The organism is Thermococcus peptonophilus (assembly GCF_001592435.1).
GTDB classification, from domain to species: Archaea; Methanobacteriota_B; Thermococci; order Thermococcales; family Thermococcaceae; genus Thermococcus; species Thermococcus peptonophilus.
In genome coordinates, this window is sequence record NZ_CP014750.1 from 220,822 (window position 1) to 234,236 (window position 13,415).

13 protein-coding genes and 1 tRNA gene are annotated in these 13,415 nt (G+C 52.3%); 9 read left to right on the plus strand and 5 right to left on the minus strand.

The window, feature by feature from the left end; translation table 11 throughout:
* The first annotated feature begins 14 nt into the window (after positions 1–14).
* Genes A0127_RS01115 through A0127_RS01125 form a run of 3 tightly spaced genes read left to right on the plus strand, consistent with a single transcriptional unit; the run spans position 15 to position 4,384 of the window.
* Entirely contained in the window at positions 15–2,117 is a 2,103-nt protein-coding gene (locus A0127_RS01115; RefSeq protein ID WP_062386848.1) for an McrB family protein, read from the plus strand.
* On the plus strand, positions 2,114–3,547 hold the full coding sequence (locus tag A0127_RS01120; RefSeq protein WP_062386851.1) for an McrC family protein: 1,434 nt from the start codon (positions 2,114–2,116) through the stop codon (positions 3,545–3,547). Before A0127_RS01115 ends, A0127_RS01120 begins: the two co-directional genes overlap by 4 nt.
* A gap of 33 nt (positions 3,548–3,580) precedes the next feature.
* Positions 3,581–4,384 (plus strand): GTP cyclohydrolase IV, encoded by an 804-nt coding sequence (locus tag A0127_RS01125; protein WP_054841029.1) that lies wholly within the window; start codon positions 3,581–3,583, stop codon positions 4,382–4,384.
* A gap of 55 nt (positions 4,385–4,439) precedes the next feature.
* Here A0127_RS01125 and A0127_RS01130 read toward each other — a convergent pair whose 3' ends face one another.
* Together A0127_RS01130 and A0127_RS01135 are read right to left on the minus strand one after the other, a co-directional pair.
* Entirely contained in the window at positions 4,440–4,901 is a 462-nt protein-coding gene (locus tag A0127_RS01130; protein ID WP_197463587.1) for a UPF0179 family protein, read from the minus strand.
* Entirely contained in the window at positions 4,898–5,953 is a 1,056-nt protein-coding gene (locus A0127_RS01135; RefSeq protein ID WP_197463588.1) for an NAD(P)-dependent glycerol-1-phosphate dehydrogenase, read from the minus strand. Before A0127_RS01135 ends, A0127_RS01130 begins: the two co-directional genes overlap by 4 nt.
* Positions 5,954–6,021: 68 nt before the next feature.
* Between A0127_RS01135 and A0127_RS01140 the strand changes: the two genes are divergently transcribed.
* From A0127_RS01140 to A0127_RS01160, 5 genes are all read left to right on the plus strand, one after another.
* Positions 6,022–6,831 (plus strand): DUF63 family protein, encoded by an 810-nt coding sequence (locus tag A0127_RS01140; RefSeq protein ID WP_062386854.1) that lies wholly within the window; start codon positions 6,022–6,024, stop codon positions 6,829–6,831.
* A gap of 4 nt (positions 6,832–6,835) precedes the next feature.
* Complete coding sequence (locus tag A0127_RS01145; protein ID WP_062386858.1) at positions 6,836–7,606, plus strand: bifunctional fructose-bisphosphatase/inositol-phosphate phosphatase; 771 nt, start codon at positions 6,836–6,838, stop codon at positions 7,604–7,606.
* On the plus strand, positions 7,596–8,216 hold the full coding sequence (locus A0127_RS01150) for a rhomboid family intramembrane serine protease (protein WP_062386861.1): 621 nt from the start codon (positions 7,596–7,598) through the stop codon (positions 8,214–8,216). Before A0127_RS01145 ends, A0127_RS01150 begins: the two co-directional genes overlap by 11 nt.
* A gap of 55 nt (positions 8,217–8,271) precedes the next feature.
* Positions 8,272–8,379: transfer RNA gene (locus A0127_RS01155), tRNA-Met, on the plus strand.
* Between the two features lie 651 nt (positions 8,380–9,030).
* Positions 9,031–9,393 (plus strand): immunoglobulin-like domain-containing protein, encoded by a 363-nt coding sequence (locus A0127_RS01160; protein ID WP_062386865.1) that lies wholly within the window; start codon positions 9,031–9,033, stop codon positions 9,391–9,393.
* Here A0127_RS01160 and A0127_RS01165 read toward each other — a convergent pair.
* Positions 9,380–11,293: a helicase C-terminal domain-containing protein gene (locus A0127_RS01165; protein WP_062386869.1), complete on the minus strand. Its 1,914-nt coding sequence runs from the start codon at positions 11,291–11,293 to the stop codon at positions 9,380–9,382. The two genes, A0127_RS01160 and A0127_RS01165, sit on opposite strands and share 14 nt — an antisense overlap.
* 37 nt (positions 11,294–11,330) lie before the next feature.
* Between A0127_RS01165 and A0127_RS01170 the strand changes: the two genes are divergently transcribed.
* Positions 11,331–11,645 (plus strand): hypothetical protein, encoded by a 315-nt coding sequence (locus A0127_RS01170; protein WP_197463589.1) that lies wholly within the window; start codon positions 11,331–11,333, stop codon positions 11,643–11,645.
* Here A0127_RS01170 and A0127_RS01175 read toward each other — a convergent pair.
* The gene (locus tag A0127_RS01175) at positions 11,595–12,281 is read right to left on the minus strand and encodes a hypothetical protein (protein ID WP_062386873.1); all 687 of its coding nucleotides are present in this window, start codon (positions 12,279–12,281) and stop codon (positions 11,595–11,597) included. The two genes, A0127_RS01170 and A0127_RS01175, sit on opposite strands and share 51 nt — an antisense overlap.
* A 55-nt stretch (positions 12,282–12,336) precedes the next feature.
* Positions 12,337–13,383 (minus strand): M42 family metallopeptidase, encoded by a 1,047-nt coding sequence (locus A0127_RS01180; RefSeq protein WP_062386878.1) that lies wholly within the window; start codon positions 13,381–13,383, stop codon positions 12,337–12,339.
* Between the last annotated feature and the right edge of the window lie 32 nt (positions 13,384–13,415).

Here is a 13,415-nt window from a genome sequence, read left to right on the forward strand (position 1 = left end):
TCCGGTGGTTTCCTGTGGGCAGATTTGAAATTTCCGAAAACGCGCTTGAAAAAATAGCTGAAAGTCTCAGGGAGGAATACGAGGGAAGCAACGTCGATTACGTTATCGAAGATATGAAAATTTCGGAAAACGGGGAATATTTATCGGTACTGATAAGGGACGACTACGACTCCCGGTTTCTCCACCTCTTTGACGCGAAGGGAAGTCCACTTCCTGGGTGGAAAAGCGGGGTTGGAATTCCCTGCCAGGAGGACGTTGTAATTTTTCCGGGCGTTGAAAACGTGGCAGTGTTCATGAAGTGTGGGACAGGGGAAATAACACTCTATCCGTTTCAGGATGAAAACCCAAAAGAAAACGCCCTAAGGGTAACTTTCTCAAGACTACCCATCTACGTGAGCCTGACCAACATGGAAAGGGTCGTTATTTTTGGCGACATGAGACTGGACTTCAACGCTCCCGGGGATATTGAGACTGTTTTCATACCCCGCCTTCAAGGAGGCTATGCTTTCTTCCATGCAATTTACGATACTGAAGACGAGGTCTACATTCTTCACACGTTCAAAGAGCCCGGGAAGAGGAACCCCGTGCTTAGGGTAGGGAGGATAAACTACCCGCCCCACCCGTACTACTCCCCGCTCGAGTTCTGGGATGGTGTGGAGACAATTTCAGCCCATTCCCCTGCTCCTCCAACAAAGGGAGCGATAGGGGACATCATACTGAGGGACAACGAGCCAATTGCAGTTCTCGGAACAAAGCTTGGAAAAGAGCTATACATCCTCACCCCAAAGAAAGCAAGGATAATCCCCCTTCCAGGCGAGCTAGTGTTCACGAAGTTTACCGAAAAGGGCCTCTTCCTGCTTATAGGCCAGTTCAGGGGCTATCTTTATGGGGGCTTCGTCACCTATGAAGACCTCCTCGGGAAGAGCTCCCTCAAGCTGGAAGACATTGAGGACAGAACGGTCTTCGGTAGGTACAATCCGGAAGCCGTCGATCCGAAGTTCTCTGGGATTTCAAGAAATGGCAATATCCTGGTCTTAGGGAAGTCTTCGGGAAAGATAAGCGCCAGTGGCAGATTCTACTACTACGTCCGCCCGGATTCGAACTATCTATACTCTTACGTGTCCACGGAGACCATCCAGGGGGAAGAGGAGGTTACCTACGATCAGTACACCCAGCTCGAAGAAGTGCTCAAAAGGTTTGGAGGGATCATCCTTTATGGCCCGCCTGGAACCGGAAAGACAAAACTAGCCCTAGACCTCTCAAAGGGTGCCGATAGGGTTGAGGTCGTCACTTTCCATCAGTCATACAGTTATGAAGACTTCGTTGAGGGCTTCAGACCTGTCGAAAAGGACGACAAGCTCATCTACGTCGTTGAAGATGGAGTACTGAAGAGGCTTGCAGTTGAGGCGATTTTCCACGGCCTCCATCCCAATTCCGGAGAAACTGACTACGAGAAGAAAAAAGAGGTCGTCCTTAACTACCTCCAAACTGGGAACGGGACCTTTAAATCGCGTGGGAAGTTCTACCTCATCATAGACGAGATAAACAGGGGAAACATCTCACGGATCCTTGGAGAAGTCATAACCCTCATTGATCCAGATAAAAGGCTTGGGGCGGAGTACGAGACCAGGATAACCCTCCCATATTCAAGGGAGCCGTTCGCACTGCCGCCCAACCTCTACATAATCGGGACTATGAACTCAACTGACAGGAGCATTGCCTTCCTAGACATGGCCCTCAGGAGGCGCTTTGCGTTCCTTGAAATACTGCCCCGCCCAGAGGAGCTCGGTGATATCGAAGTCGGCGGTGTAAACCTCCAGCACCTCCTCTCAACTCTAAACAGGGTAATCGAAGAGGAGCGCGGGAAAGACTACACGATAGGTCACGGCTACTTCAGAGAGGTCATAAAGGCGAAGCCGGAGGAGAGGGCAAAGGCCCTAAAGGACGTCTTCTACTACAAGATACTCCCACTGCTCCAGGAGTACTTCTACGGAAACTGGGAAACGATACGGCGTTCCCTGCCAGGATTCGGGTTCATAGATGAGAAGGGCAGAATAATCGAGATGGACGACGACGAGTTCATTGAAGCCCTGCGCAAGCTGGTGACCGAGAAATGAGGGACTTTAGGGTCGTGACCCTCTACGAGTTCGAGAACAGGCCTCTTTCCGAGTTGAAGAGCCTAGGGCTTCAAGCGACTGAGCGGGAGATTATGAGGTTTACAGAAGCGGTGAACGCCCTTTACGGCGGCGACAGCCCTGTCTTTACCGTCACCTATGACCCGAGGAGGGACGAGTACCACCTAAAGACCCACGGAAGCGTTGGGTTCGCTTACTACTTCAGCGGTGATGAGGTTGTGCTCGTGCAGGTACTCCCAAAACCCTTCAGGTACGACCGAGAAGACGGCCGCTCCCTACTCTTCTTTCTTCAGCTCTTCAACATGTACTACCAAATGGGTCTCGAACCTAGCGAGATAAGGGAAATAGTATCTGAATACGGCAGACAGAAGGCACTGGACGAAATTTTCAGGTACCTCTACGTCCTTATGTTATCTCGAGCACTGTCCCGGGGGCTTTACTACGAATACGGGGATCTCGAAGAGAGCTCCCAGACGATTCGGGGCAAGATTCTAGTAAACGAACTCGCCCGACGACCACCCTGGAAGGCAGATCTGCCGATAAGGTACTCCCTTCTTCTTGGGGACAACCCCCTAAACAGAATTCTAAAGGGGGCCCTTGAAGTCGCCGTGAAGTCCGCCCGCCTCAGCGAGACAAGGAAAGTTGGTGGAATTCTCCTCGACCTCTTTAAGGATGTTGACGACCCCAAAGCCGGGGACTTTGAAAAAGTGTCCTTCAACCACCTGAACGAGAGGTTCAGAACTGTCTTCAGGCTGGCAAGGGTGATGTACTTTGGGCTGACAACCGGAGGTTCGAGGAGGTTTCTCCCGGGGGTATTCATTAGGATGGACGAGCTTTTTGAGACGCTCGTTTACAGAACGCTGAAGACCGTTCTCGGCAATGAGGCTGAGGTGAGATTCCAGGTTCAGCTGCCCCACGTCATAAAAAACGCTGGCGAAATCGAGGCCAGGTTTGGGGCGCTCTTCATGATGGGCAACCCGCTCCCAGATATAGTCGTGAGCACCAATGAGGGAACCTGCGTCGTTGAAGTGAAGTACAGGAACCTCTACGTGTACCACAGAGGAGAGAACAGGGCCCATAGAAAACTCGTGAGGAAGAGCGACGAGCTTTATCAGGCCTACACGTACTCCCGACTGGTCAGCGAGTACTGGGGGACCAGGGAGGTTCCCGTTCTTCTCATATACCCGAGGCTTGAAGGTATCTACAACCACTGGATTCCAAACCTCTTCAGCGCACGCCCAGAGGATACTTTCGAGTTCTTCGACGGAACTAGAGTTGGGGTCTTCGGGTATGAGCTTTCAATGATAGGGGACGAAATTCTGCTGAGGAAGAACTCGGTGGTCATCGACGAGGACACCGCTGAAAACCTGAGGTCGTTCATCCTCGGCCTCTGCTCTTCGGGAGAGGTTTAAAAACCTGCTGACCAACTCCCGTCGGGTGAGAGAATGTTCGTCGAGACACAGGAAGAAGTTCCCGAAATCAGAGAGCCGCTCCGGAGAGTCGGCATAACTAACCTAAGGACTGTCGCTAAGATAAACTGGAAGGGAAGGGAGTACACCTTCCTCCCGCTCATAGAGGTAACCATCGACGTGCCAGCGGAGAAGAAGGGCATCCACATGAGCAGGCTCGTGGAGAGCATAACCGAGGCTATGAGCGAAGCTGTCGAGGAAGAAGTTGCAAAAGTCCACAGCTCCCTAGAGGAGCTTGGAAAGTGCGTCATAGGGCGGCTCGAAGGAAAGCACCCGCACAAGAGGGCTGAGGTCTGGATCAAGACTCACCTCATCATCCCGAGGATCACTCCGGCCAGCAAAAAGACGAGCTACGAGCCCTACGACGTTGAGGTAGGCGTCATAAAGAACGAGGACGGCTCCTTCGAGAAGGTTCTGCGCGTCAGGGTGGTAGGGAACACGGCCTGCCCGCACGCCATGGCGAACAACAACGGCAAAACCCACATCCAGAGGGCCATCGGCGAGCTGGAGATAAGGGCACCCTTTGAGGAGGAAATCCCGCTCGAAGAGATGATAGACGTCGTCGAAAGCTCCTTCAGCCATCCGACTTACACTCTCCTGAAGACAGTGGACGAGAACGCCGTAGTTCAAGGAATGTACAGAAACCCGAAGTTCGTTGAGGACGTTGCCAGGGAGATATTCGCAAAGGCGAAGAAGAAATTCAAAGGCAAAATCCACGTGAAGGTTATCAGCAACGAGAGCATTCACAAGCACGACGTCATAGCCGAGACGTGGAACTGAAGTACTTTTTGCCTCTTTATTTTTCAAATCAAAAAGATGTAAGAAAAGAGGTGCTTCAATTCTTCTTCCTCATGACCTTGGCTATCTTGTAGGTCTTGCCGTTGCACTCGACTTCTCCCGTTATTTCGATTATCTTCACGCTGTCTCCGTCAAAGAGCCCTTCCGGTCTGAAAAGGTCCCTTTTGTCCAGGTCGGGGCAGTCCTCGAGCTTCAGCGTTATCACTGACCCCACTACCGCCAGCCTGGGCTCTATTGCCACCTCTATGCTCGGCTCGACTACTTCCACTACCCTGACCTTTCCCTCGTGCAGCGGGCAGGAGTGGGAAGGCATACTCCTTACCCTGAGAATCTTGTAGCGCCTTCCAGGTTCAAGGTTGCCGACACAAACGCCTGCGAGCTTGCAGGTCTTGCACGGCTCGGCCGGGCCGTAGAATATGAACTCAACTCCCGGTTTTGCGAGCTTTTCCCCAACTAACGTGATTATGGCCACTTTCAACACCTCCTGATGGATGATCATATAACTCCCGTGATTTTAGCGGCCTTTTCAGCGGCCTCCCGAGTTAAACCGTCCTTTCCGAGGATGGTGTAGCGCTCGGGCCTTATGGTGTGGGCTATGGTGAGCGCCTCGATTATAACCTCGGGATCAATCCCAAGTTCGTATGCGTTTGTAGGTGCGCCGACCCTCTTTAAGGTTTCCCTAACGCGCTCCCATTTCATACCGTGGAGGTATGCCATAATTATCGTCCCAACGCCCGTCTGCTCACCATGGAGGGCGGGCTTGTCGAGGAGCATGTCTAGGGCGTGGCTGAATAGGTGCTCTGCACCGCTTGCTGGTCTTGACGAGCCGGCTATACTCATGGCCACACCGGTGGAGATAAGCGCCTTGATGACCTTCCTGACGGACTCCTCGTTTCCGAGGCGGATTATATCGGCGTTCCTCATCACCATCTTGGCACTCATGAGTGAGAGGGATGCGGCGTACTCGCTGTAGTACTCACCTTTTATCCTGTGGGCAAGCTGCCAGTCCCTTACGGCGGTAAGGTTGCTTATCGTGTCGCCAACACCGGCCGCTAAATAGCGGTAGGGGGCCGTTTTAATAACCTTGACATCTGCAATGACGGCAACTGGTGGAACGGCCTTTACCGAGGTTTTTGAACCGAGATCCTTTATAGAGGCGTTTGCACTCGCTATGCCGTCGTGAGAAGCAGTTGTTGGAAAGCTTATAAAGGGAACGCCCGTTTTGAAAGAGGCGAGCTTGGCGACATCTATTATGCTCCCGCCGCCAACGGCTATCACCCAGCTGATACCTTCATCCTTGATCTTTTCAATAGTCCTCCCGACTTCCTCCATCGTTGCACCCTTCCTGATGGTGAGGGAGCTAACGTCATACGCGGATTTTATCGCATCTTCCACATCATTTCCAGCAATTTCCTTCGTTTTTGGGCCGTAGATAACGAGCGCCTTTCCAGTAAGGCCTATCCTCTTGGCAACGCTAACAACTTCTCCAGTGAGGTTCTCGCCCAGCAGTACCTCCCTTGGGAGCTGCATGAGATGAATCCTTCTCTCCATTTTTATCGCCGAAAAACTATTGGTGGGAAAAGCTTTAAGGCTATCGGAAAACTCCCTACGGTGGTCGAATGGGAGTTGAGGAGTTTTTTTACAGGTATTTCGTGGAGCCGATAAAATACAACCAGGGCTACAACCCCGTTAATACTCTCGTCTACGCGATAATCCTTGGGGTAATGGTTCTTCTCCTCTACAAGATGCTTAAGAGGATGGGGATAAAAGTAGACGAGCGCTTTTTCCTTGCCCTGGTGCCCTACATAGTCCTCGGCCCTCTGATGAGGGCCATAACAGATAAGGGCCTGCTTCCGAGGACTTACCTGACGGTCAGCCCGGGCGGCTACTTCGTCATAGCGGCCTTTGCGATAGCTTCCCTCTTTGCGGTGTGGAGACATCTGGGCCCGGATGAGAGGCTCTACCCGATATACCGCGACTTCGGCTGGGTGCTCGTGGGAGGGCTGGTTTTCATAATCATCATCAACTGGGGAAAGCTCTCTGCCAGGTGGGAGTACTTCAAGTACTTCATTCCGAGCCTTGCTGTCTCCGAGGCCTTTATCTGGGCTCTAGCAAAGAAGTTCAAACTGATAGCCGACAACAAAGTGCTGTTCTACACCCACTTCTACGACGCGACCACGACCTTTGTTGGAATCCAGTTCTTCGGCTTCTGGGAGCAGCACGTCCTCGCAAGGACGCTCATAGACCTAACGGGCACACCTGCAGTAATGTATCTGGAAAAACTGCTGGTTTTGATTCCAGTCGTTTACATACTCGACCGGATGATGGAAGATGAAGACCCCGAACTGATAAATTTCGTCAAACTGGTAATATTCGTCCTCGGTTTTGGACCCGGGACGAGAAACCTGCTTATAACCTTACTGGGGTGATATTATGGAGTTCAACTGGAGTGAGATAGCGCTGAATACCGCCAAGGAGCTTGAAGAGAAAATAATGCCGCTCTTTGGGACAAAAAAAGCCGGCGAGAACGTCGGTACTAACGTGAGCGGAGACGTGACAAAATACGTGGACAAGGTCGCCGAAGACCTCATACTCAAAAGGCTCGTCCCCCTTGGAGTGAACGTCGTCAGCGAAGAGGTCGGGACGGTTGACAACGGGAGCGACTACACAGTTGTCGTCGACCCTCTGGACGGCTCTTACAACTTCTCTGCTGGGATACCAATCTTCGCCTTCAGCATGGGAGTCTTCAAGGGGAAGAAACCGGTCTACGGAGCGATCTACGAGTTCCTGCCAAAGAACTTCTATGAGGCAAAGCCCGGGAAAGGTGCGTACCTCAACGGAGAGAGGATGAGGGTGAACGAGCCAGAACCTGAAAAGGAAGCCCTGAGCTTCTACACCCGGGGAAGATGCCTCGGTCTCGTGAGGAAGGTGAAGAGAGTCCGCGTGCTCGGGGCGATAGCAGTGGAGCTTGCCTACGTCGCGAGGGGCTCCCTTGACGGAGTCTTTGACATTAGGAACTACGTTAGGCCGACGGACGTTGCAGCCGGAGTCCTCCTCGTGAGGGAAGCAGGTGGAATAGTAACGGATGAGGGGGGAAGAGAGTTTAAAGTCAAGCTCAGCGCAGCGGAGAAGACCAACATAATAGCGGTCGCAAACGAGAGGCTCCTGAACACCATCCTGGAGGCGATGAAGGATGAGCCTTGAGCGCTACTTCCACCGCTACGGGAGGGCAACCTTCACGCTCTTCCTAATCAACGTCGCCGTTTACGTAGTCGAGGCACTGTTGAGCGGCGGGAACTTTCTGAGCATAAAGGGCGGAGTTCTTGCCTTCCTCGGTCAGTGGAACTACGCGGTTCTCAACTACGGCTACTGGTGGCAGCTCTTCACGGCAATGTTCGTGCACGTCAACATAATCCATATCTTCTTCAATATGTACTTTCTCCTGACGATGGGGAGACAGCTTGAGAGGGTCCTCGGCCCGAAGAGGGTAGTACTGACATACATTGTCTCTGGGCTTGTCGGAAACGTCCTGACGCTCTTTCTCATGCCCCCAATGACCATCAGCGCGGGAGCCAGCGGTGCTCTCTTCGGAATAGTCGGAGCACTGATAACGATAAGCGGCGTCGTCGGTGGAAACATGCAGGGGGCCCTGATGAACGCCTTCTTCCTGTTCCTAATAAACAGCGTCCTTCCTGGGGTCAATGCATACGCCCACCTTGGGGGCCTGCTGGCGGGCATCGCTATAGGCTACTACTACGGAAAGGTCATCAAGAGAAGGCTCACGTGGCAGTACGCGTACGGCGACTACTGGTGATGCCGAAAGATTTAAAAATGCCCTCCTTGAGGTATATCCCGGGCGCTCGGGAAGTGCCGGGGTAGCTTAGCCTGGTCAGAGCGCTCGGCTCATAGGGCCGCTCCCCTTCGGGGGAGCCTGAGAAACCGAGAGGTCCGGGGTTCAAAGCCCCGCCCCGGCACCATTACAAACTTCGCCTGCGCGAAGTTTGATCAAGGTTCGTGGTTCTTCTTAGAATTGCTTCACTACAAGGATTCTCAGGATACTCAAGCTAAACATTAGTGAATTTCCCAATTTTAGCCTTCTAAAAGGAGTTTTCTCTCCTTGACGCCCTATGGGCGTCCATTACAAAGCAAACTCGCAGATGAAAAGCCCACTAAAAGCAGAATTCACAACCCAAGACAGCATTCAAAAGGAAAATCCGCCCAAAACAACCCGTTAAACAAGAACCACAAACTTTGATGAAACTTTGCCCAGCAAAGTTTCATCAAAAAACGAATGTCCTTTTTGAATTGCCATGTTTTCTAGGATTCTCTCACTTCAATTGGCTGTTTTCGAGGGGTTTGCTCGCAATATAACGCTCTTCGAGCGTTAAAAAGAAGAAACCCACAGCTCTCCGCCCATTCATCAAGAAAGAGAATCCAACTGCATCAAGCCAACTCCAAGAAGACATTCAAGCTTTTGGTGGAGCTTTTTTCTAAAAGCTACTATCCCTAGACAGGATGCAGGATATTAAAGCAAATGCACTGATTGCTTTTTCCTTCCGAAGCCCTGCTCAGGTACCTCAACTATTTCTTGCGAAAACCTTTTCTAGAAAAGTGCGTATTCTGTTCCGATGAAGATAATTAAAGTCCCATCCAAGGACAGCGTTGGGATTATACCCTACGGTTCTCCTCCAGAGGTCGAGCTTGAGATACAAGTGAAGCAGCGAAAGGGCGAGCTTATTCTCTGGGTAACAAACCCGAACACCACGAAGGTCGAGATAGACAACGAGGTGGAGCTTTACGAGTACATAGGCTACTGGCAGAAGCTTGACCCGGGGATCGTATTCCTGAGGAAGAGGATCGTACTCATACCGGGTGAGACGATCGAGCAGAAGCTCCCCCTTGAGCTTCCTCCCGGCAGGTACAGGGTAGTCAAGCACGCCTACGTGAACGGGGCGAGAGTCAGGGTAGAGAAGGAATTCACCGTCCGTTAGACCAGAACCTTTTGAGGTAGAGTCTCATCGTCGGGAGCGTTACGGCCTTCATAGTTTCTGTCATCCAGTCTGGCAAATCCTTCCTTATGCTCCTCCAGAGGACGCGGTAGTCGAGGATTACAATGCTCCCCTTCTCCTCAGCGGAGCGGTGAACCCTCCCGGCAGCCTGGACGAGCTTTCTATGTGCGGGAAGATAGTAGCCGTAATACCTGCCCTTTCCGGGAAACTTCTTCTCGAAGTACCTTATTTGAGCCTGAACTCTCGGCGTCGGCCTCGCATAGGGGATTCCGACAAGGACAACGCCGTTCATCTCGTCGCCAGAATAATCCTGCCCCTCGCTGTTCCTGCCACCCATCACCCCGAGGAGAACAGCGCCGTTGCCCTTCGCGTGGGCCTTAAACTGAGCTATCATGAGGTCGTTGTCCCTCGAAGAGGCGCCCTGCTGTTCTATGAAAACTGCTTTCCCGGTTTCTTCAAGCTTGACGTCGAGGTTGGCCGAGAGGAGGCCCTGAAGAACCTCGTAAGAGGCCGTAAAGACGCCGACGTTCTTGGGAATAAGTTTTACCGCCTCGACTATGTACTCCACCATCTTCCTGTAAGCCTGGAGCGAGCGCTCGTCTCCCCTCGTCGAGACGTCTTTGGCAACGAGCACCTGGGCGTTCTCCCTCTTCACCATCCTTGGGAACTTCTTCATCCGGGCGTTCTCAATGCCCATAACATCCCTGAAGGCCTCAAGTGGCGTGAGAGTTCCGGACATGAATATCGCACTCTGGACGTCTTTTATGAAGGCCAGCGCCCGTGATGGGTCGAGGGCAACGAGCTCGAGGCTCATACCCTTTTCCCGCGTCATCAGGAAGAGGTAGTCGTCTCTACCGATGAGGGAGAGCCACAGCAGGAGAAACTCTCCGACCCTGCCGACGTAACTCCTCGGGGGCTTGCCCTTCTCTATGCGGTCTTCCCGTATGGTATCTCCAACGGAAACCATCTCATTGAGAGTCTTCACGAGCCAGCGTTCGTTTATCCCAAGAATATCAACAACGCGAGCAAACACCAGCTCTGGCTGTACTGGGGCCTCTTCTACGTCCCTTTCTGCCAGCTTTTCCGAGTACAGCTTCTCAATCCCCTTCCCAAGAATGCTCAGGAAGTTAGCTATCTCGTGTTCCCTGTACTCGTCGGCCTCCTTTATTGCCCTGTTTATCGTGTGTATGCTCAACCTGTCGCTCAATGCCGAGATTGCCTGGTCTGGGAGGTTGTGAGCCTCGTCAAAGATGACAATAAGGTCGGAGTAATCAACGCCGAGGGAGCTTATCAGGCTCTCCCTTATGCTTGGACTTAGGGCGTAGAGGTAGCTGGCCACTATTACGTCGGCTTTCTCCGCTATTCTCTTGGTGAGGTCGTAGGGACACAGCTCAAGAGTCTCGGCGTAGTTGAGGATCTCAGCCGGATGACTCGGTTCGGTCAGGAAAAACCGTATGACTTCCTCAAACTCGGCCTTTTTCTTCTTCTCGTTCTCATAGAAGGGACACTTCCCGAGCTTCTTCAGGTTTTTACAGACGACCATGGCGTTGTATGCATCGGTGGTGAACTGCTTGAGGTAGGTGTGAAGGCACAGCTCCTTCCTGCTCCTAAGCTCGACGCCAGAGACGGGCTTTTTTCGGTGGATGGCCTTCAGCTCTTCAATAACCCTGTCCATCTGCCTGTGGGTTCTGGCAAGATAGAGAACCTTGTAGCCGTACTCTTTGGCAAAGGGAAGAACACCGGCAAGAACGCTGATCGTCTTTCCAAAGCCCGTTGGAGCTTCGACTATCGCATTCTCGCCGTTCTTGACGGCCTCGCTGATGAGGTCTATGAACTCTTTTTGGTTAGGTCTGAGCTTCTCGTAGGGAAAGTACTCACTCATGGGAAAGGGTTTTAACCGGCCGGTTTTAACCTTTGCCGTGATGAAGATGAAGGAGCGGTGGGAGAAAATAGCAGAGTACATCGTGGAGGCAGTGCTGATAGCGTGGCTCGGCTATCTGTTCCTCTACCAGAACTACCTGCTCCACAACTGGCACCGCGGTCTGCCACTTCCGAGTAAAACGCCCTACATAATCCTTGGTGTCATTATGGGAATCACGTTTCTGGCCTTCGAGCTGTGGAGGAACAGGGATGTACTCTTCAACAAGAAAAATCAGGTGATCGCTGAAATTCATCCCGAAAACTCAGCCCCAGAGAACGTTGAAGACGTATCGCCCTCCGATGCCGAGGTCTGAAAGTTCATCCTCCGAAACGTCGAGAAGAGGCTTTTTGATTTCCACTATTGCTAGAGTTCCATCTTCTCTGAACTCGATCCCTTCGAGATCTCCGCCTTTCACCTTAATTTTGATTTCCCCCTTCCCGGTTCCGATGATCTCGAAAGTGTCTTTTCCTCCAAAGAAACGGACGTATCTGGCCAGATGAATCAAATCTCCAGGTTTCAGGTCAGATGCCACGATCTTGCTGTGTTCCTGCCTTATTTTTGGTATAACTCTCTCGTAGCTCTCAGAAAACGCCAGGACAGTCCTCCCAAAGCCCTCCGCAATTTTAAGAAGCTTTTTCCGCAGGAATCTCTCATTTAGGTCTGCCGAGGCCCTACAAACCAGAAACTTCTCCCCGAGCTGAATGGTGACTATTAGAAGCCCCAGAGGGGACTTCATTATGTACGTTGCGGTTTTATCGGCGTACGTCATCTCAAAGCTTCCGGAGAATTCGAAACCGAACACCCTTCCAGGGATGCGTATTGAGACAGTTTTTCCATCAAGCGACCCGGGAAACGGCAGGGAACCTATGAGGATGTCTGGCCTTGATGTTATCCTCTTCAAGGCTTCCCATGAAAATCTAGCCTCGGCTTTGAATATTCCTGATTCCATATCGAAATCAAGACTCGAAGAAGGGGTTTATAAAAATTTGGGGAACAGGGAAAGCTCAAAGCTCAAGCTCCTCGATGTGTTCGAGAACCTTGACCATCAGCTTGACTCCAGCGTCAACATCGCGCTCGTCAACGACCTCAGCGTTGGAGTGGATGTAGCGTGCCGGGACGCTGATTGCTCCCGTCGGGACACCTGCCTTATTGAGGTGAATTGCTCCGGCATCGGTTCCGCCGCCGAGGAGAATGTCCCACTGGTAGGGTATCTCGTACTTCTTGGCGAGCTCCTCCATCCACCTAACTATTGTCGGGTGGCAGATGACCGAGCGGTCCATTATCTTGATGGCGGTACCCTTTCCGAGCTGGGTGACCTGCTTGTGCTCCGGCGTTCCGGGAACGTCGGCCGCTATGGTAACGTCAATGGCGAAGCCGTAGTCCGGATTAATGCCGAAGGCCGAGACCCTTGCACCCCTGAGTCCGACTTCTTCCTGGACGGTGGCGACAAAGTAGATGTCCGCATCGGTCTCGCCGAGTTCCTGAGCCGCTTTAACGAGGGTGTAGACAGCTATCCTGTCGTCGAAAGCTATGCTGACAAGCCTGTGCTTTCCGAGCCTCTCAAGTCTGCCATCCCAGGTGATTATGGTTCCCACTCTGACACCCATCTCCTCGGCCTCTTCCTTGCTCTCGGCGCCGATGTCAATGAAGACCTGGTCCCATGTAGGGGCCTTGTTCCTGTCTTCTGGCTTCTGGATGTGAGGTGGAACGCTTCCACCGACTCCATAGATGAACTTACCTTTGTCGATCCAGACCTTGAAGCGCTGGGCTATGAGAGTCCTCGGGTCAACGCCGCCGACCGGGACGACGCGGAGGAATCCATTCTTCTCAATGTGATTCACCATGAGGCCGATCTGATCCATGTGTGCCGCGAGCATAACCTTTGGCCCATTCCCCTTCTTGTGGGCTATGACGTTGCCGAGCTTGTCAACCTTTATCTCGTCCACGTAGGGCTTGAAGGCCTCTATAACTACGTCCCTGACGCCGAGAAACTCAAAACCCGACACACCAGGGGCCTCAACTATCTTCTTGAGCAGTTCGTAGTCAACCATAGCAACCGCCTCCGTTTAGATTTCCATCTAAA